This is a genomic window from Pseudoalteromonas sp. FUC4, assembly GCF_008370255.1.
Classification (GTDB): Bacteria; Pseudomonadota; Gammaproteobacteria; order Enterobacterales; family Alteromonadaceae; genus Pseudoalteromonas.
This window is the reverse complement of the sequence record NZ_SEUI01000004.1, coordinates 261388-280806: the sequence shown is the minus strand read 5'-3', so window position 1 is coordinate 280806 and position 19419 is coordinate 261388. Positions and strand designations below refer to the sequence as shown.

Sequence of the window (19419 nt, the reverse complement as noted above, 5' to 3'; positions counted from 1 at the left end):
CACAAGCAATTAAACGAGCGCCTTATTGCCATGATCTTCTAACCATTGACGACGATCAGGCGATCGTTTTTTAGCAAGTAGCATATCCATCATTTCCATGGTTTCTATTTCTTCATCAAGCGTAAGCTGCACTAAGCGTCGCGTATTAGGATCCATCGTGGTTTCACGAAGCTGTAACGGATTCATTTCACCCAGACCTTTGAATCGTTGTACGTTTACTTTTCCGCGTTTTTTCTCGGCTTCTATGCGCGCCAAAATAGCGGTTTTTTCTTCTTCATCTAAGGCGTAATAAACTTCTTTACCAATATCTATTCTAAATAATGGCGGCATTGCAACATACACATGCCCTGTTTTTACTAACTCTGGAAAGTGACGAACAAACAGTGCACATAACAATGTTGCAATATGTAATCCATCCGAGTCAGCATCGGCCAGTATACAAATCTTATTGTAACGCAGTCCCGACATATCTGTTGATTCTGGGTCAATACCCAGTGCCACTGAAATATCGTGTACTTCTTGTGATGCTAGTATTTGCCCCGACTCTACTTCCCAGGTATTTAAAATTTTACCACGTAGCGGCATAATTGCCTGAAATTCACGGTCTCGCGCTTGTTTCGCAGAACCACCAGCAGAATCACCTTCCACTAAGAACAGCTCGGTTCGGTCATTATCGGCAGCACTACAATCGGTCAATTTACCTGGTAATGCAGGACCTGCAGTAACTCGTTTACGTACGACTTTTTTAGCTGCGCGCAACCGGCTTTGCGCGTTTGAAATACATAGTTCAGCTAATAGTTCTGCGGTATCAGTATGTTCATTTAGCCATAAACTAAACGAATCTTTTACAACTCCCGATACAAATGCGGCACATGAGCGCGATGAAAGTTTTTCTTTGGTTTGCCCTGCAAATTGTGGGTCTTGCATTTTAACCGACAATACGTAACTACAACGCTCCCAAATATCATCCGGTGTTAGCTTTACGCCACGAGGTAGTAAATTTCTAAACTCACAAAACTCTCGCATTGCTTCAAGCAAGCCTTGGCGCAGACCATTTACATGTGTACCACCTTGCGCGGTAGGAATTAAGTTTACGTAGCTTTCCGCTATTGATTCGCCACCTTCAGGTAGCCATACAACAGCCCAATCAGCGCCTTCAATTGAGCTTTTAAACTCACCTACGAATGGGTCTTGCGGTAATGTTTCAAACCCTTTCACGGCTTCAATTAGGTAATCTTTTAAGCCCGTCTCGTAAAACCATTCTTTGGTTTCTTTCGTCTGCTTATTAACAAACTTAATACGCAGTCCTGGGCATAACACCGCTTTGGCTTTTAATAAATGATTAAGCTTGGTAATTGAGTAGTTTGCAGAATCAAAATAGCTAACATCAGCCCAAAAACGAACGGTGGTACCTGTATTGCGCTTACCAACAGTACCAATTACGCTCAAGTCTTCTACCTTGTCGCCGTTTTCAAAAGCCATTCTAAATTGTTGAGCGTCGCGCCTTACCGTTACTTCTACACGTGTAGATAACGCATTTACTACAGAAATACCTACACCGTGTAAACCACCCGAAAATTGGTAGTTTTTATTAGAAAACTTACCACCGGCGTGTAACTTAGTGAAGATTAGTTCAACCCCTGGGATACCTTCCTCAGGGTGAATATCAATAGGCATACCACGTCCGTCATCGCTCACTTCGAGCGAGTTATCTTCGTGGAGTATTACGTCGATACGAGTGGCATGACCCGCCATAGCTTCATCGACACTGTTATCGATAACCTCTTGGCCTAAATGGTTTGGGCGTACGGTATCGGTGTACATCCCTGGGCGTCGTTTTACCGGATCTAATCCATTAAGTACTTCAATGGCTTCGGCGTTATAATTTTGATCACTCATAGTTTTTGTCTTTATATCCGCTAAGGCTCTAATACGTTTACTAGTTTTATTGTTATATGCGCTAAAGCGTTAATATAGTAACTAACCTCAGTTCAGGCTAACTAGTTTTACGTGATTTTAAGAAAATCTACAATACTTGCAAAGGTGCGTTCAAATTCAACGTAGCTATGATCGCCACCAAACTCTATCAATTGCTTGCATTGCGAATAATATTTTACTGCGTGTTGAAAGTTCAACACTTCATCACCTGTTTGCTGTAATAAGTACAGTAAATCAGGGTATGCTAATTTATCTACAGCGAGTAATTTCAGCGCCTCAATATGACTGTTATTTAAATCGTAATGATAATCTTGATACGGATTATAATTAGGCCCAAGTAACGACTGTAATAAATTATAGGGTGCGACCGCGGGATTAATAACCACTGCAGGGATTTGATAACGCTGCGATAAATACGTGGCAAAAAAACCACCTAACGAGCTACCTAATAAAACGGTATCGGGCGTTAGCAATTGTTCAAGCTCAATTATAGCTTGTAGGGGCTCGTGGTTTAAGTTCGGTACACAATAATCAACGTCATAGTTTGCCATAAGCTCACCAAAGCGCACAGCTTTATATGATTTTTGTGAACTATTAAAGCCATGAATATAAATTACGCGCTTAGCCATACCACTTCCGTTTTTAATTCAACTTTATCTTTTGTACTCTTTATATTTAGCATTCTGTAAGCAGGCCCCGCATTTTTTTGCTCCCACTTTGGAGTGTATTTTACAAACTGTACTGAACTGGCAGGACTTGCATATATAGGCAAGCCTCTAAAATTTTGTTCATAGTCGTTGTGTACATGACCATGAAAAAGCGCAGATACATTATTACCATTAACTAAAATATTTAAAAGCTGTGGACCATTTTCTAATAAGTGCTTATCAAGATAGCCATTTATTGGTAGCGGATTATGATGACAAAAGATAACTTTACTATTATTCGAGTTGACTAAAGCATCAGTTATTTCATCTAAATGCGCGCCAGTAACCCATCCTGCGGGTGTAGGCCCTTTAGAATTAATAAGAAGTAGCTCAACCCCGTTAGCAATAATATGTTTAGCCGAATTTATTTGCCCGCCACTTATTCGGCTAAGCATTGCTAGTTCATCATGATTACCTGGCACCCAAAATACAGGGCAAGTGATGTCACTTGCATTTACAAGTTCACTAAATAATAAGTACGATTCGAAACTATGGTCTTGTGTTAAATCACCACCAAAAATTACGCAATCTACTGGCTGCTCAGCGATGTGTGCCAAAGCTTGTTCAAAATTAGCTGCAGTATTTACATTAAAATATTCATCATTTTTATCTGCAAATAAATGGCTGTCGGTAATATGCGCAATGCACAGAGATGATTTATCAAATGTATATGTATCATCAAACCAAGCCATTATTTACATCCCAATTTAATGTTGCTTGCCCGTGCTCTACACAGGCCACTAACCAGTCGTATAAAAAAGCATTAAGTTGATACTTTTCATCTTTTTGATGCATTTTAGGATTGGGGTATCCGTACGATGGTTTTATGCGTTGATGATAATCGTGATGAATAATTTCAGCTACTTTCGCATCGTGATACAAGCGAGCCGTTAAATACAGCGGCGCTATCCCTTTAACCATTCCTGTTAGCTGCTTAATTGAAATATCCATAGTGTATTTTGCGCTGCCATCAATTTTTGTAGCAAATTCACTGTTGCCAAGTTTTACTTCACGAATGCTTCCTATATTGCGCTCGCTCGGTAACAACTTTAATAGTCGCACATAGTTATGCTCACAAAGTGTTAAATACTTTGGGAGGTTTTGAATATATCGATTTGTTGCTAATTGTGCTGTCAAAGTTCCGCCATAATATTAGTAAGAGTTTATGCCCATTTGCTTGCCATTTTTTCGCGATTTAGCGCAAGCCACTGCATACAAATAACCGTTGCCGCATTATCTATTTCACCGTTATTGAGGCGCATTAGCGCATCATCAACCGATAAAATATGAGTTTTTATATCCTCGCCTTCAGTTTCAAGACCATATACACCTGATTCTACTTGGCTTAAATCAGCACGTGCTAAATATAAGTGTAAGCGCTCAGTTGTTCCACCTGGGCTTGATAGGTATGAGAGCATAAATTCAAGCTCGGTTAATTCAAGCCCTGCTTCTTCATACGCTTCTTTTTTTACAACAGATTCGTAATCCGTACTGCCGTCTGTCATTCCGGCTATACATTCTAGTAGCCACGGCGAATGCTTACTTTTAATAGCGCCAATACGTATTTGCTCAATCAAAAGAACAGTATCTGATATTGGGTCGTAAGGCAGTACTGCAATGGCATCGCCACGTTCTAAAATTTCGCGGCTAATTACTTTAGATTTTCCACCTGCGAAAAGAGCATGTTCAAACTGGTATAAATCAACCTGAAAAAAACCTTTATAAAGGTTTTTAATTGGCTTTAAATCCACATCTTTATGTGTAAATTGAACGAGCTTTTTATCAATCATGTACTTACTTCCTACTTATCTAAAGTTTTAAAATGCGTTAATATATTCTGTTACACTTGAACATACTGTTTTACTAATTATTTTTTTTGTTATGCAGTAAAACAGGTTAACATGCTTTTAGTACAAAAATTGTCTAAGGACCGAACCCCACATGAAAAAGAACATTCTTGCGGCGCTAGTTAGTTTATCATGCGCACTAGGTGCAACAGCAGTGAAAGCTGAAGATTTACTACAAGTTTTTGAAATAGCGACAGCTAACGATCCTACTGTTTTAAAAGCCAAAGCCCAAGCTGATGCACAGTCTTACCAAAGCGATTTGGCGATGAGTGCACTACTACCTCAAATTGGTTTAACCATGGGTTATACAAAAAGCGATGCAACGTCGTACCAAAGCGTTGGCGACTTATCTAACCAAGTAAAAGTTGAAAGTGACACAGACCAATTCTCTCGTGGTGTAAGTTTAAGCCAAACATTATTTGATTTAGGTGCCTGGAATACGTTAGATATTGCCGACAAGCAAGCACTTCAAGCAAGCGGCCTATACGATGCAGCTAAACAAAACTTAATTGTACGCGTTGCTGAGGGTTATTTTAACGTATTAAGTGCCAGCGATAACCTTGAATTTGTTGAAGCTGAAAAACGTGCAATTGAACGTCAGCTTGAGCAAACAAAACAACGTTATGCGGTAGGCTTAACAGCAATTACAGACGTACACGAAGCGCAAGCTCAGTTTGATAACTCGGTAGCTCAAGAAATTATTGCAGGTAATGCTGTAGAAACAGCACGCGAGCAGCTTCGTGAGATTACAGGTAAATACCACGAAAAATTAGATTTTTTAAATACAGATACTTTCTCAACAACTAAACCAACTAAGCGCTCAAGCGACTTTGTTAAAGTAGCTGAAGATAAAAATATCAACCTGCAGGTGTCTAAAGTAACGGTTGATATTGCAAAAGATCAAATTGAATTAGCAAAAGCGGGTCATTATCCAAAACTAACACTAAGTGCAAATTATGGTGACTCTCTTACAGACAATCAAATAAATGGCGCTAACTTTGATGATCAGCCACGTTCAGACTCAAGCTCTGTAGCGCTTAACTTTAGCGTACCTTTGTATTCAGGTGGTGCAACAGTTGCTGCAACAAATCAAGCCCGAGCATTTTACGTAGGTGCTAGCCAAGACTATGAAACAAATTACCGTGCAGTAACTCGCACAGTGATTACATCTTATAATCAAGTTGTTTCTGACATTGCTACTTACAAAGCGCTAGAGCAAGCCGTTGTTTCAGCTCAAAGTGCCCTTAAAGCAACTGAAGCTGGTTTTGAAGTAGGTACTCGTACCATTGTTGACGTACTTGTGAGTACGCAAAATTTATACGATGCAAAACGTAACCTTGCTGATGTGCGTTACCGTTATGTGTTATCTACCCTTCGCTTAAAACAAGCTGCGGGTACACTAACAAGTGAAGATTTAGTTGCTATAAATCAAGGTTTAAAATCAGCTTAACTTTTACAGCTAAACATAATATAGATTTATTCAAAGCCAGCATGTAGCTGGCTTTTTGTATTTTATAGCGCTTAGCGTTAAACTATCGTTTTTATTCTCAGAGAGATTTTTGTGGTCACCTCATCTCCTTTTAAAGCATCTTTTTTAGGCCCTCGATACTGGCTAACGTGGGTTGGCGTTTTATTTTTATATTTAATTTCTTGGCTACCACAAAAGCTACAGCTGGCAATGGGTAAGCAACTTGGCCGCTTAGTCCATAAATTTATGAAGCGCCGTCGCCATATTGCAGAAGTAAATATTAAGCTGTGCTTTCCTGATATGAGCGAAGCAGATCAAAAAAAACTTGTACTCAAAAATATGGAAAACACCGGCATTGCAATGGTCGAAACTGGCATGGCTTGGTGGTGGCCGCAGTGGCGAGTAAAAAGTGTATATGGCTCAATCAAAGGTTTGGAGCATTTTGAGCGCGTACAGGCATCTGGTAAAGGTGTTTTATTACTTGTTCCCCACATTTTGCATCTTGAAATGGCAAGTCGTGTAATGGGATTAAAATGCCAAGGTTTAGGCTTTTATCGCCCTCATAACAACGCTCTAATGGAATACTTTACAACTAATGGCCGCCTTCGTTCTAACGAATACTTAATTGGCAGGAAAGATGTAAAAGGCTTACTAAAATCATTAAAAAATAAAAAAGTATGCTATTACTTACCTGACCAAGATTACGGCCGTAACCGCTGTGAGTTTGTGCCATTTTACGCAGTTCCTGACACAGCAACAACAACGGGTACTCTCATGTTTGCTGGCAGTAAAAACTGCGAAACTATGAGCTTAATCTCGCGCCGTGACGAAAATGGTAAGTATCATTTAGAGGTAGTGCCTGAGCTTGAAAACTTCCCAAGTGGTGATGATAAAGCTGATGTAACACGCGTTAATCAACGCGTAGAGCTATGTATAAATGCAGCTCCTGAACAATACATGTGGCTGCACCGTCGCTTTAAAACTCGACCTGATAAAAATACCCCTTCTTTTTATAAAAAGTAATGGTATAACAATAATAGGAACAAATAAGGTGGGGAATAATAATGTGGTTTTGGATTAGGCATTTATCATTTGCAGTTGTGTTAATAGCACTCGCCGTATACTTTTTGTTGGGTGATGGTTCTGTATTCGATATTAAAAAATCTAAAAATGCAGCCGCAGAAGGATTGTCACGATTTTACTCTTCTATTCGTAACCAAGTAAAAAGTAATAAAGAACGAGATCAATTTGTTTTAAAACTTAAAACACCAGAACAAACATTAGATAGAGTATTAGCTGAACGTGCGCGTACAGTTGATCCTATGCCAACAAGTTGGACTGGAAAAGTTGAACCGAGGCGCTTTGAAAATGGCACAACACTTAAAAACGTACTCAATAAATACGCAAAAAATGAAGGTATTGAGCTTTACTGGTATTTAAGTAAAGACTACGTAGTTAAAGATCATTTTAGAGTAGACAGTAACTTTACTTCTGCTCTTTATCAAATTGGCCGCGCTATAAATGACGACTTTGAGTATGAGGTTTATACTTACTTTTGCCACAAACAAAGAGCGGCTGTTATTACAGAGTTACCCTCAGAATTTGTACGTACAAACTGTTTGAAACTAAACGTTTAACTGTTTAAATGTTTAAATACAAAAAAACCCAAGCAAGCACTTGGGTTTTACAATTCAATTCAATTCAATTCAATTCAATTCAAAAATACTATTCCAAATGTTCGTTACGTTAGTTATATCTTGTAAGAACGTTTCTCGTGATATTAATTTGCCCTTTTGATCCAAGCTCAATACGTGATAACACGAGCGATAATCAATATACGCTTTAATTAACTGCTGTTTTTGCTCTTTGGTAATACACCCTATATTTGCTGCATCTGTTAATATTCTTACGTTATCTGAATAAACGCTAAGCTGCTCAAATTGATTAGCGTGCTTAAGTACTAAATATTGCGTAATAAACTCAATATCAGCCATACCACCAACATCTTGTTTTAAATCAAATTGCTCAGTATTTCCTTTCGCTAAATGATCCCGCATTTTTTCGCGCATTTTTATTACATCCGCTTTTAATACGGCATCATCGCGCTGTTGGCATAGTATATTTTTACGGATTTGTGAAAAACGATCTATCAGATCATCTTGACCTAAAATCAGACGAGCTCGAACAAGTGCTTGATGCTCCCACGTCCATGCCTGAGTTTGCTGATAGTGATTAAAGCTCTCTAGATTGATAGCCAGTAAACCCGATGCACCTTCAGGGCGAAGTCGTGTATCAAGCTCATACAAAATTCCTGAAGCAGTACGAGTATTAAACAAATGCATTAAGCGCTGAGCGAGCTTTAAATAAAACTGCCGAGAATCTATCGATTTTTCACCATTTGTTTGGCTTGAGCCATCATGATTGTGTACAAATACCAAATCTAGATCTGAGTCGTACCCTACTTCTAAGCCGCCCGTTTTACCATATGCGATAACAGCAAAGCCTTTGTTTTCGTCATCAGTGCCAGGAGGCATACCAAAACGCTTAACAGTGTTATGCCATGCAATATTAACAGCTTGATCAACAATCACTTCAGCGAGTACCGTTAAGTGATCGCTTACTTTCATTACATCGAGAACACCGGTTGCATCTGCAGCTGCAATTCGTAATTGATGCGTTTGCTTAAACTGCCTAAGCGACTCCATTTGCAGTTCTAAATCGTCATGCTCTATTCGTAAAAAATACTGTCTTATTTCATCTTTATAAGCCGTTAATGGTGTCGGTTTATAAAGAACCGCCGGATCTATTAGCTCATCAAGCAATATAGGGTAGCGAGAAATATGCTCGCCTATCCATTTGCTATGACAACACAGTAAAACGAGTTGCTTTAATGCCCCTTGGTTTTCATGCAGTAGTTCTAAATAAGCAGTGCGTGAAATTATTTTATTAAAAATTTGGCAAACCATTGTAAAAGCAGCTGCGCTGGCATTAAAGTCATTTAACTTACTTAATAGAACAGGCATTAATTTATCAAGAGTGTCACGCCCTCGGTTACCTATATTTACCTTAGACAGCCTTAATTTAAAATCGTTAAGGGGTGTTTGCCATTCATCTCTAGCTTCTTTTAAAAAGCTCACATCGCCATGATCCCAAGCACTAATAAATGCGCCTTCACAGGTATCTAATGGCACAGTTTCCTCGCCGATAACCAGTGCAAACTCACCGTTAACTTGCTTCATCACCTTTTCAATACTGCTTAAAGTGGCATCAAAATCGGCTTGTTCTAATAATAAATTTAAACGCTGTTGATTTAATTCATCATCGGGAAGTGTTTGTGTTTGTTGGTCGTCAAATATTTGGAGGTACTGCTCAACTTTTCGTAAATAAAGATAATTGCTTTTAAGCTCTATGGCTTCTTGCTCGTCTATAACTTGGCTAAGTGATAGCTCATTTAATGCTTTAAGTAGTGATTGAGTTTGTAAATTAGCCTCTCGCCCACCTCGTACCATTTGCAGGGCTTGTACTATAAACTCTACTTCACGTATGCCACCTGCACCGAGCTTTATATTATTAGTTAAGCGTTTTCGGCGCACTTCTTGTGCAATCATTAGCTTCATTTTACGCAGTGATTCAATCACCGAAAAATCAATATACCGGCGATAAACAAACGGCTTTAAAAGCTTAATAAATTCATCCCAATATTTATTAGGCATGCCAATTAAGCGTCCTTTTAACATGGCGTAGCGCTCCCAATCGCGCCCTTGTTCTTGGTAGTAATCTTCAATAGCGTTAAAGCTCATAACCAAAGGGCCGCTTTCGCCAAACGGACGCAACCGCATGTCAACTCTAAATACTTGTCCATCACCGGTCGCTTGGTTAAGTGATGCAATGAGCTTTTGTGCAACTTTGGTATAAAATACTTGGGCCTCAAGGCTTCTGCGGCCACCTTGGGTTTTTGTACTGCGCGGATATGCAAAAATGAGATCAATATCAGAGGAGTAATTTAGCTCTTGCCCGCCGAGCTTCCCCATCCCTAAAACCATTAATGGCATTGCTTGGTTTTGCTCATCAAGCGGCTCACCATTTACTTTAGCCACCTGTGCATGCGCCCATTGGTTGGCACTATTAATTAGCATATCAGCCAGTTGGCTAATATAGTTTATGCTATCGGCAATTGGGTTGGCGCAGCACAGATCGAGGTATGCAACCTTCAGCCAGTACTTTTCGCGGTACTTTCGTAAAATTTGATTGCACTTTGCTTCATCTATATCAGTAAGCTCTAGGCCATCAAAGGGAGAAGTAACATGCCTGTTTTGTATTTCGTCTTTGCACAAAAGCCAATCTTTTAAATCAGGTTGAGACTCTAAACTGCGCCAAGCAAAGTCACTTAATGCTAATAACCTTACAACTTCACTTTGTTTACTTTGCTGCGGGTATAACTGTTCAAAGCGCATCAAGCCAAGTTTTTGTAATTGAATAGGAAGTTGCTTTACGTTACTCATCAATCCTCTCTTTTATATCATCAATAACCGTACTAGAATGATTAAAACCTAGAAAGGTTAACTTAATTAGGATCACCATGTCATATTTGTCTTTATCTAACACTAGTTTTATTGCGATTGCCATTAGTTTTGCGGTTATTTGCATAACTATTTTTTGTTTACGAGTTGCCACTCAAATCAAAGCAAAACAAGCGCTTAAAGATGAGTTAGCGCAACACGACAACTTTGCCATGGGTATTAGTTTTGCATCTGAAATATCGGTTGTTATAGCCACTATAGCCTTTTTATTTGACGAAATAAGCGTAAGCACGGCACAGTCAAACCCATTAAAAGTGTTAATTATTATTATTCTTTTATTCACTTTTATAAAAGTGGGTCATTTAATTCACAGAAAATGGATACTACACAGGTTTAACGAAGAAGCTGCCATATTAAAACAAAATGTATGTGCCGCACTGGTAGATTCCGGCATGTTAATAGCTAACTGTATAATTGCACTTGGTTTATACACGTGGACGCATACACAAGGGTTTAGTAACTTACTTATTGCTTTTGTTAGCTTTTTTACACTTCAGGGAATGTTTGCACTTGATAGTAAAATACGAGAACACCGTTTCGCAAAAGCAAATCAAGGTGCCTCATTGCAAAGTAACTTTAATCTAGAAAATACGTCAATTGGAATAAGGTACGCAGGCAAATCTATTGGTTTAGCACTGGCTGTGTACGCTGGCTTATCTAGTGCTGCATTTCAAAACGGTAAAATGGTAGAAAACATATTTACACTCGTTATGCATTGCGGTGTAATGTGGATACTACTTTACAGCTTAACGTATGTGATAAAAGCTATCTCTTTACCAAATATTGATACGGCTCTTGAAATAGACCACCAAGATAACATTGGTGTTGCATGTATAGAGTTTGCTGTTTTTTGTGCTATAGGTTATTTACTTATTAGTATGTTTTCTCTTTAGGCCTTTACTAAAAATACAGCGATTAAATCGTTTGCATTTAAGTATTAAGGTAATTACTTTGCTTAGATGCAACGAGGCCCTATGCCACTTGAAGCCACGAACTATTTGCTAATCGACATAGATAACGAATTTAGCCGAGCATTTGCCGAACACTATGTAAATAATAATGGCAAAACAAAAGCCAGTACGCTTATTGCAGCAGGCAGTAATACCCGTCAGCTAGTAAAAATGATGTTTGACGAGCTTATTAAAGACTATAGTTATTGCGATCTTGAAAACGAAATTAGCGTATCTGAACTCATTAACTACTTAAAAGAACATCATAATTTAAATGGTGTACTTTTTAATAATGCCGACTACTTACTCGCAAGTGATAAGCAGCGCTTTATTTATAACTCGTTGCATAAGGATCGCTTTTTAATAAACCTTGATGATACAGGCTATACACTAAGCCGGGTTACTGATGAGACGTTAACCGAACCTTCGCAAAATCACCACGATATAGCGCACACACCACAAGATTTAATAGATCTCGCCGAGCAACTTAATAAAAATAAATAATTGCGCACAGCTGCGAGCTTACTTACCATAGCAGTATATATTTTTACGCTAAGTAGTAAGTGACGCCCTATGCGAGTTCCTCATATTTATCAAACATCGAATATTGCCTTAAACACCCCTGTAACTTTAGATGACGATGCTGCAGGGCATATTGGCAGAGTGCTGCGCATGAAAGTAGGCGAGCAAGTATCTATTTTCAATGGCGAAGGCGGCGAATACCTTAGTGAAATAATTGAGGTAACAAAAAAAACAGTCGTTGTAATGCCGTTAGAGCTAAACCTTCATGACGTAGAATCCCCACTTAAAATTCATTTAGGCCAGTGTGTTTCACGTGGTGACAAAATGGATTTTACAATTCAAAAGTCGGTTGAACTGGGTATTACCGAAATCACCCCACTTTTTAGTCAGCGCTGTGGTGTAAAACTAATGGGCGATCGCCTTGAGAAAAAACACCAACAATGGCAAAAAATAGCAATTGCAGCGGCAGAGCAATCTGGGCGTAATTTTGTGCCAATTATTCATCCTCCTGTAGATTTAAAGCAGTGGCTTGCACAGCAAACCAATGAAATTAAGCTCACGCTTCACCCTCGTGCTGAGCACAGTATTAAAACCATTACGGTACCTAAAGATGGCGTACGCTTTTTAGTGGGGCCTGAAGGTGGCTTTACCGACGATGAAATGGCATTAACTAAACAACTAGAATTTGTAGATATTCGCTTAGGCCCGCGTGTTTTACGAACGGAAACCGCTGCTTTAACGGTCTTAAGTGCATTACAACTTCAATTTGGCGATTTAGCTAATTGAAATAACTAAAAGCACCCTCATATAAACAGTAACATTTATAGTAAGGCACAGCGCATGGCAATTAAGTTAGGTATTATTTCTGATCCTATTAGTGGATTTAACATCAAAAAAGACACCGGTTTTGCAATGATGATGCAAGCGCAAGAACGCGGCTACGAAATTTATTATATGGAGATGGATGATTTATCACTTCGTAAAGGTAAGTCGTACGCTACAGCGTCTAAAGCGCAAGTATTCAACAATGCAGAAAAATGGTACGAGCTTGAAGAAAAAACCACTATAGCCCTTGCCGACCTTGATGTAATTTTAATGCGTAAAGATCCTCCTTTTGATACTGAATACATTTACGCGACGTATATTTTAGAGCGTGCTGAGCAAGAAGGTACGTTAATAATTAACAAGCCACAAAGCTTACGCGATGCTAACGAAAAACTATTTACAGCTTGGTTTAGCGAACACACACCTGATACGTTAGTAACACGCAGCCAAAAGCAAATTCGTGAGTTTTTAGCCGAGCATAAAGACATTATTTTAAAACCGCTTGATGGTATGGGTGGTGCATCAATTTTTCGTATCAAAGAAGACGATGCAAACATTGGTGTAATTTGCGAAACACTAACCGAGCACGGCAGTCGTTTTGCGATGGTGCAAAATTACATCCCAGAGATCAAACAAGGCGACAAGCGCGTATTGGTTATTGATGGCGAAGTGATTCCGTATTGTTTAGCACGTATTCCACAAAATGGTGAAACACGCGGTAATTTAGCTGTTGGCGGTCGAGGCGAAGCGCGTCCACTTAGCGAATCAGATTTAAAAATAGCGCAAGCAGTCGCACCAACGCTTAAAGAAAAAGGCTTAATATTTGTAGGTTTAGATATTATTGGCGATAAATTAACTGAAATTAACGTAACTGCACCAACGTGCGTACGCGAAATTGAAGCAGCTTATGATATTTCTATTACAGGTATTTTGTTTGATGCCATTGAAAGAAAGTTAGGTAAATAAGCACCTACCTATCACTATTAAAAAGCGCTTTCGTGTTATAAATCTTAATACAATTGTTGATTATTAATTTTTAAACTGTATGAAAGTGCTTTTTTAGTTTTAAAAACAAAGGTATGTGCCATACTCAAAGTTCATTAACTAAAAAGGGTGAGATCTATGCAATCATTAGAAAATCATTTTTTAATCGCGATGCCGTCGATGCAAGACCCTTTTTTTAAACGTGCTGTTACCTATATTTGTGAGCACAATGAAGATGGGGCTATGGGCTTGGTAATAAACCAACCTATTGATGTTACTGTTGGCGAGCTTTTAGATAAAATAGAAATTGATAACGACAAAACTCAAAACGCAGCAAAAGTAACTGTGTTTGCAGGTGGACCCGTTAAAACGGACCGTGGCTTTGTACTACACTCTCCTCAATCGGGTTATTCAGCAAGTCAAAAACTCAGTAGTGACATTATGATCACTACCTCAAAAGACGTTTTAGCAAACTTAACCACTGCACAAGCACCTGATCAATTTATTATTACACTGGGTTATTCAGGGTGGGAACAAGGCCAACTCGAACAAGAGTTACTTGATAACAGCTGGTTGATCATAGAAGCAGATCCGAAGATCATTTTTGATACCCCCGTTGAAAAACGATGGGAAAAAGCAGTTTCAATGTTGGGCTTCGATATTAGCCAACTCAGCCCTGAAGCGGGTCACGCATAATAGTAACTTAACCCTTAGTAAACTTAAACAAGATACACATGACAAAAAAATCGCTTAAGCCGCAAGGCGAACGCACTGTAATGGGCTTTGACTTTGGCACCAAAAGTATTGGGATTGCTATTGGGCAAGAACTAACAGGCAGTGCATCTAGCCTTAAGGCTGTAAAAGCACAAGATGGTATTCCTAATTGGGAGCATATTGCAGTACAAGTGACTGAATGGCAACCTGACTTAATGGTTGTTGGCTTACCACTAAATATGGATGGAACCTCACAAGAGGTTACCTTTAAAGCAAAAAAGTTTGCCAACAGATTACATAATCATTATGGCATTCCTGTGCAAACACAAGACGAGCGTTTAACGACCGCGGATGCTAAAGCGCGACTTTTTGAAAGTGGCGGCTATAAAAACTTAGGCAAAGGTAACGTAGATAATATGTCTGCGGTTATTATTTTAGAAAGTTTTTTTGAGTCTAGTTATGGTGAATAAGCCTGCTATATAAACAACCCGTTATACAAATAAAAAAAGCGCCTATTGGCGCTTTTTTATTGATTGCTTTTAAATTATTAATCGCTATTTTTATCATCAAGCCCATCAATAGTAACGCCCTGTAAAAAGCCCGCGCCTTGTTGTTCGTTATTACGCAGCTTAATCATTAAGCGTAAATCATTTGGCGAATCAGCATGGTGCAGTGCATCAGCGTAATTGATTCGTTGTTGTCTGTACAACTCAAATAAGGCTTGGTCAAAGGTTTGCATGCCCATTTCTTTCGATTTAGCCATTGCCTCTTTAATACCGCCAATATCACCACTTTTAATCAGTTCAGCAACCATCGGTGAGTTAAGCAATATTTCAATAGCTGCAACTCGGCTTTCGCCATCAGCAGTAGGGACTAATTGCTGAGCAACAATTGCACGTAAGTTAAGTGCTAAGTCGTACTTGAGCTTATCGTGTTTTTCTTTTGGTACTAAGTGCATGATACGGTCTATTGCTTGGTTGGCGTTATTTGCATGAAGTGTTGCAACGCACAGGTGCCCGGTTTCGGCAAAGCTTAGTGCGTATTCCATAGTCTCTTGAGAGCGAATTTCACCAATCAAAATTACATCTGGCGCTTGGCGTAATGAACTTTTAAGTGCTGACTCAAAGCTTTCGGTATCAAGCCCGACTTCGCGCTGAGTAATAATACTTTTACGATGCTCATGAACAAATTCAATCGGATCTTCAATAGTCAGTATATGACCACGTTGATTACGGTTTCTGTAGCCAATAAGCGCAGCTAGTGAAGTTGATTTACCGGTACCAGTACCACCAACGAATAAAACTAATCCACGCTTAGACATAATGACATCGGTAAGTGTAGAAGGTAGACCCAGCTCACTTACATCAGGTATTTGCGTTACTATTCGGCGAATAACCATACCCGCTCTATCGCGCTGCCAAAAAGCAGAAATACGGAAACGACCTTCGTCTGTTGCTATCGCAAAGTTGCACTCTTTGGTGGTATGAAACTCATTTTTTTGCTTTTCGCTCATTGCTGACTCAACAAGATCTAAAGCCTGCTCATCAGTAAGTTTATCGTCACTTAGCGCGATTAATTCACCATTAATTTTGGCACTTACTGGTAGTTGACTCGATACAAATAAATCCGAGCCCTTTTTTTCAATCATTACTAATAAAAAGTCGTTTAAAGATAAAGCCATAATAATTTCTTACCCACCAAATTGTGTTTTGTCTTGTGCTTTTTCTTTCGCTGCGGCAGTAGTGATGATCCCGCGATTAACTAAATTAGTTAAGCACTGATCCATTGTTTGCATGCCTACAGACGCGCCGGTTTGAATAGATGAATACATTTGTGCAATTTTATCTTCACGGATTAAGTTACGAATTGCGGGTACTGCAATCATAATTTCGTGTGCGGCAACTCGCCCACCTCCTACTTTCTTAAGTAAAGTTTGCGAAATAACAGCACGTAAAGATTCAGATAACATTGAACGCACCATCGATTTTTCTTCACCTGGGAATACATCAATAATACGGTCAATGGTTTTTGGTGCAGACGTCGTATGCAGCGTACCAAATACTAAGTGACCGGTTTCGGCTGCGGTCATTGCAAGACGAATTGTTTCTAAATCACGTAACTCACCTACAAGTATTACATCAGGGTCTTCACGCAGTGCACTACGAAGCGCATTTGAGAAGCTATGAGTATCGCGATGTACCTCTCGTTGATTAATAAGGCTTAATTTATTATCGTGAACAAACTCAATTGGATCTTCGATTGTTAGAATATGGTGATGTTTATTTTGATTTATGTAATCAACCATAGCGGCAAGTGTTGTTGATTTACCTGAGCCTGTAGGCCCTGTCACTAATACGAGTCCACGAGGGGTGTCAGAAATTGTTTTAAAAATATCTGGCGCACCTAAATCATCAAGTGTTAACACTTCACTTGGTATGGTACGAAATACCGCAGCTGGCCCGCGATTAGAGTTGAACGCATTCACACGAAAACGTGCTAAATTAGGTACTTCAAACGAAAAATCCACTTCGAGGTTTTGTTCATAGTCCTTGCGTTGATTATCGTTCATAATATCGTAAACCAGACTGTTTACGTCTTTATCTGCAAGGGCTGGTATATTAATGCGACGAACATCACCGTCTACGCGTATCATAGGTGAAACACCCGATGATAAATGTAAATCGGATGCTTTGTGTTGCACACTAAACGCTAATAATTCGGTAATATCCATTTATGACTCCACAACTAACTGATAAATATATGGTTACAATAGCAGAACGACTCACATCCGCCTACGCTAGAATTGCAGACGCGGCAAAAATTGCACAGCGAAGCACTAACGAAGTCACTCTACTTGCAGTGTCTAAAACTAAACCAAGCGAAGATGTTATAGCAGCTTATGAGCATGGCCAGCGCGAATTTGGTGAATCTTATGTTCAAGAGGCTATAGATAAAATAACTCAACTGCAGTCATATAGCGACATCATTTGGCATTTCATTGGCCCTATTCAATCAAATAAAAGTGCATTAGTGGCTGCCAACTTTGACTGGGTACAAAGTATTGATCGCATAAAAATAGCAAAGCGATTAGATTCACAGCGCCCAAACGATAAACCGCCTCTTAATATACTTATTCAAGTAAATATAAGCGAAGAAGACGCCAAATCGGGTTGTAGTGTTGAGCAAATTTCTGAACTTGCTGAGTTTATTAACCAATGTGAGCACTTAACACTTCGCGGTTTAATGGCTATTCCCGCAAAAAGCGACGATCCGTTAGCTCAAACTCAATCTTTTGAGCAATTACAAACTTGCTTTGATAAACTAAAGACCCAATATCCTCAAATAGATACTTTGTCGATGGGTATGAGTAACGATGTTGAAGCTGCCATTACTGCAGGCTCAACCATGGTAAGAGTCGGCACAGACATTTTTGGAACACGAACTTAAAAGGTGATAACAGATTTATGTCAGATAAAAAAATCGCATTTATAGGCACAGGTAATATGAGCTACGCCATTATTGGTGGCATGGTAAAAAATGGTTTTAACGCAAGTAATATTATTGCTACTAACCGCAACCAAGAAAAGCTTGCAAAGGTAGCAGCCGATTTCAAGGTGCAAACCACCAGTGACAATAACGAAGCCCTGCGCGATGCTGATGTAATTGTTTTGTCTGTTAAACCTCAAATGATGGGCGATTTATGTAAATCGTTTCAAGAGTCAGGCGTAGACTTTAGTAATAAATTATTTATATCGGTTGCCGCAGGTTTAACCGTTAAGCGTTTACGTGAAATGCTAGGCCAAGACGTTAAAATGGTACGTTGTATGCCAAATACACCGTCTTTATTAGGGCGTGGTGTATCAGGTTTATATGGCGCTGGCGAAACACAAAGCGAGCACGAATTTGTACAGCAAGTTTTTGAATGTACTGGCATCGCTGTATGGGTTGAGCAAGAGTCGCAAATTAACGATATTATTGCGGTTACGGGCTCATCTCCTGCTTACTTTTTCTTATTTATGGAAGCAATAGAAGAAAAAGCCAAAGCACTGGGGTTTAACGATGAAGATGCTCGACGTTTAGTGCAACAAACAGCACTTGGAGCTGCCGAAATGGCACTTAGCCAGCCTGATATTAGTATTTCGCAACTACGTTCAAACGTAACATCTAAAGGCGGTACTACTCACGCAGCTGTTGAGCACTTAAAAGATGAAGGCTTAACTAAAACCGTTGGCGATGCTATGGATGCGTGTATTGCACGCGCGGAGCAAATGGAAAAAGAACTTTAAAACCACTTTTTATTGAAGGTTACACTATGAATGCCATGCAATTTTTAATCAGTACCCTGTTTGATTTGTTTTTAATGGTGGTATTACTGCGCTTTTGGCTGCAGTGGGCAAAAGCCGACTTTTATAATCCAATGAGCCAGTTTGTGGTTAAAGCCACTTCGTTTGCGGTAAAACCACTGCGTAAAATCATTCCTGGATTTGGTGGGCTTGATTTAGCATCTCTATTGTTGGCATTTATAGTGGCTGTAGCCAAAATTAGTACTTTAATGCTTGTTATATATAATGCGTGGGCAATACAGCCTGTGCTTATTCAAGCACTTATAACGGTACTAAAAGAAGGCCTTAATTTAGTATTTTGGGTACTTATTATACGCGCTATTTTAAGTTGGGTTAGCCAAGGCTATAACCCTATTGAAGCGGTTTTTCATCAGCTTACTGAGCCAATGCTTAAACCTATTCGTAAAATTCTTCCGCCAATGGGTGGTTTAGATTTATCAGTATTAGTACTTATTATTGGTATTCAGTTTTTACAAATGCTGTTTATGGACTTTTTAGCGTAAGCACTCAATTTTAAGTAAAAGAGGCCTTATGGCCTCTT

The 19419-nt window shown here is 39.2% G+C and carries 20 protein-coding genes; 12 read left to right on the top strand and 8 right to left on the bottom strand.

The genetic code is table 11. The features are described 5' to 3' along the window. Positions 1-9: 9 nt before the first annotated feature. From parE to EU510_RS13470, 5 genes are all read right to left on the bottom strand, one after another. Entirely contained in the window at positions 10-1899 is a 1890-nt protein-coding gene (gene parE / locus EU510_RS13490; protein ID WP_149593925.1) for a DNA topoisomerase IV subunit B, read from the bottom strand. 107 nt (positions 1900-2006) lie between these two features. After that, a complete protein-coding gene (locus EU510_RS13485) occupies positions 2007-2567 on the bottom strand; it encodes a YqiA/YcfP family alpha/beta fold hydrolase (protein ID WP_149593924.1) in 561 nt (186 codons plus the stop codon). Then, positions 2552-3337 carry a metallophosphoesterase gene (locus tag EU510_RS13480; protein ID WP_149593923.1) on the bottom strand — a complete coding sequence of 262 codons (786 nt, stop codon included), beginning with the start codon at positions 3335-3337 and terminating at the stop codon, positions 2552-2554. Before EU510_RS13480 ends, EU510_RS13485 begins: the two co-directional genes overlap by 16 nt. Further along, positions 3324-3782, bottom strand: a complete 459-nt coding sequence (locus EU510_RS13475) for a DUF1249 domain-containing protein (protein ID WP_024596230.1) — start codon at positions 3780-3782, stop codon at positions 3324-3326. Before EU510_RS13475 ends, EU510_RS13480 begins: the two co-directional genes overlap by 14 nt. A gap of 26 nt (positions 3783-3808) precedes the next feature. Then, the gene (locus EU510_RS13470; RefSeq protein WP_149593922.1) at positions 3809-4435 is read right to left on the bottom strand and encodes an NUDIX domain-containing protein; all 627 of its coding nucleotides are present in this window, start codon (positions 4433-4435) and stop codon (positions 3809-3811) included. 151 nt (positions 4436-4586) lie between these two features. On the opposite strand from EU510_RS13470, the gene tolC reads away from it, so the two are divergent. From tolC to EU510_RS13455, 3 genes are all read left to right on the top strand, one after another. Further along, a complete protein-coding gene (gene tolC / locus EU510_RS13465) occupies positions 4587-5942 on the top strand; it encodes an outer membrane channel protein TolC (RefSeq protein WP_149593921.1) in 1356 nt (451 codons plus the stop codon). Between the two features lie 111 nt (positions 5943-6053). Then, positions 6054-6983 carry an LpxL/LpxP family Kdo(2)-lipid IV(A) lauroyl/palmitoleoyl acyltransferase gene (lpxL, locus tag EU510_RS13460; RefSeq protein WP_149593920.1) on the top strand — a complete coding sequence of 310 codons (930 nt, stop codon included), beginning with the start codon at positions 6054-6056 and terminating at the stop codon, positions 6981-6983. A 41-nt stretch (positions 6984-7024) separates the two neighbouring features. Then, positions 7025-7597, top strand: a complete 573-nt coding sequence (locus EU510_RS13455) for a toxin co-regulated pilus biosynthesis Q family protein (RefSeq protein WP_149593919.1) — start codon at positions 7025-7027, stop codon at positions 7595-7597. 69 nt (positions 7598-7666) lie between these two features. Here the strand turns inward: EU510_RS13455 and glnE are convergent, their stop codons facing one another. Beyond that, on the bottom strand, positions 7667-10462 hold the full coding sequence (gene glnE, locus EU510_RS13450) for a bifunctional [glutamate--ammonia ligase]-adenylyl-L-tyrosine phosphorylase/[glutamate--ammonia-ligase] adenylyltransferase (protein ID WP_149593918.1): 2796 nt from the start codon (positions 10460-10462) through the stop codon (positions 7667-7669). Positions 10463-10539: 77 nt separating this feature from the next. Between glnE and EU510_RS13445 the strand changes: the two genes are divergently transcribed. From EU510_RS13445 to ruvX, 6 genes are all read left to right on the top strand, one after another. After that, on the top strand, positions 10540-11433 hold the full coding sequence (locus tag EU510_RS13445) for a hypothetical protein (RefSeq protein ID WP_149593917.1): 894 nt from the start codon (positions 10540-10542) through the stop codon (positions 11431-11433). A gap of 66 nt (positions 11434-11499) precedes the next feature. After that, positions 11500-11994, top strand: coding sequence for a hypothetical protein (locus EU510_RS13440; RefSeq protein ID WP_149593916.1), 495 nt, complete (start codon positions 11500-11502; stop codon positions 11992-11994). A gap of 69 nt (positions 11995-12063) precedes the next feature. Next, complete coding sequence (rsmE, locus tag EU510_RS13435; RefSeq protein ID WP_149593915.1) at positions 12064-12798, top strand: 16S rRNA (uracil(1498)-N(3))-methyltransferase; 735 nt, start codon at positions 12064-12066, stop codon at positions 12796-12798. 54 nt (positions 12799-12852) lie between these two features. Continuing rightward, a complete protein-coding gene (gshB, locus tag EU510_RS13430) occupies positions 12853-13803 on the top strand; it encodes a glutathione synthase (protein ID WP_149593914.1) in 951 nt (316 codons plus the stop codon). Between the two features lie 156 nt (positions 13804-13959). Continuing rightward, complete coding sequence (locus EU510_RS13425) at positions 13960-14517, top strand: YqgE/AlgH family protein (RefSeq protein ID WP_149593913.1); 558 nt, start codon at positions 13960-13962, stop codon at positions 14515-14517. 38 nt (positions 14518-14555) lie between these two features. After that, a complete protein-coding gene (ruvX, locus tag EU510_RS13420) occupies positions 14556-15005 on the top strand; it encodes a Holliday junction resolvase RuvX (protein ID WP_149593912.1) in 450 nt (149 codons plus the stop codon). Between the two features lie 77 nt (positions 15006-15082). Here the strand turns inward: ruvX and EU510_RS13415 are convergent, their stop codons facing one another. Next, positions 15083-16216: a PilT/PilU family type 4a pilus ATPase gene (locus EU510_RS13415; protein ID WP_149593911.1), complete on the bottom strand. Its 1134-nt coding sequence runs from the start codon at positions 16214-16216 to the stop codon at positions 15083-15085. A gap of 9 nt (positions 16217-16225) precedes the next feature. Next, positions 16226-17266: a type IV pilus twitching motility protein PilT gene (locus EU510_RS13410; RefSeq protein ID WP_149593910.1), complete on the bottom strand. Its 1041-nt coding sequence runs from the start codon at positions 17264-17266 to the stop codon at positions 16226-16228. A gap of 2 nt (positions 17267-17268) precedes the next feature. On the opposite strand from EU510_RS13410, the gene EU510_RS13405 reads away from it, so the two are divergent. The 3 genes from EU510_RS13405 to EU510_RS13395 are packed head-to-tail and all read left to right on the top strand — an operon-like array spanning position 17269 to position 19381. Next, positions 17269-17982: a YggS family pyridoxal phosphate-dependent enzyme gene (locus EU510_RS13405; RefSeq protein WP_149593909.1), complete on the top strand. Its 714-nt coding sequence runs from the start codon at positions 17269-17271 to the stop codon at positions 17980-17982. 17 nt (positions 17983-17999) lie between these two features. Beyond that, a complete protein-coding gene (gene proC / locus EU510_RS13400) occupies positions 18000-18821 on the top strand; it encodes a pyrroline-5-carboxylate reductase (protein ID WP_149593908.1) in 822 nt (273 codons plus the stop codon). Positions 18822-18847: 26 nt separating this feature from the next. After that, positions 18848-19381, top strand: coding sequence for a YggT family protein (locus tag EU510_RS13395; protein WP_149593907.1), 534 nt, complete (start codon positions 18848-18850; stop codon positions 19379-19381). Positions 19382-19419: the final 38 nt, after the last annotated feature.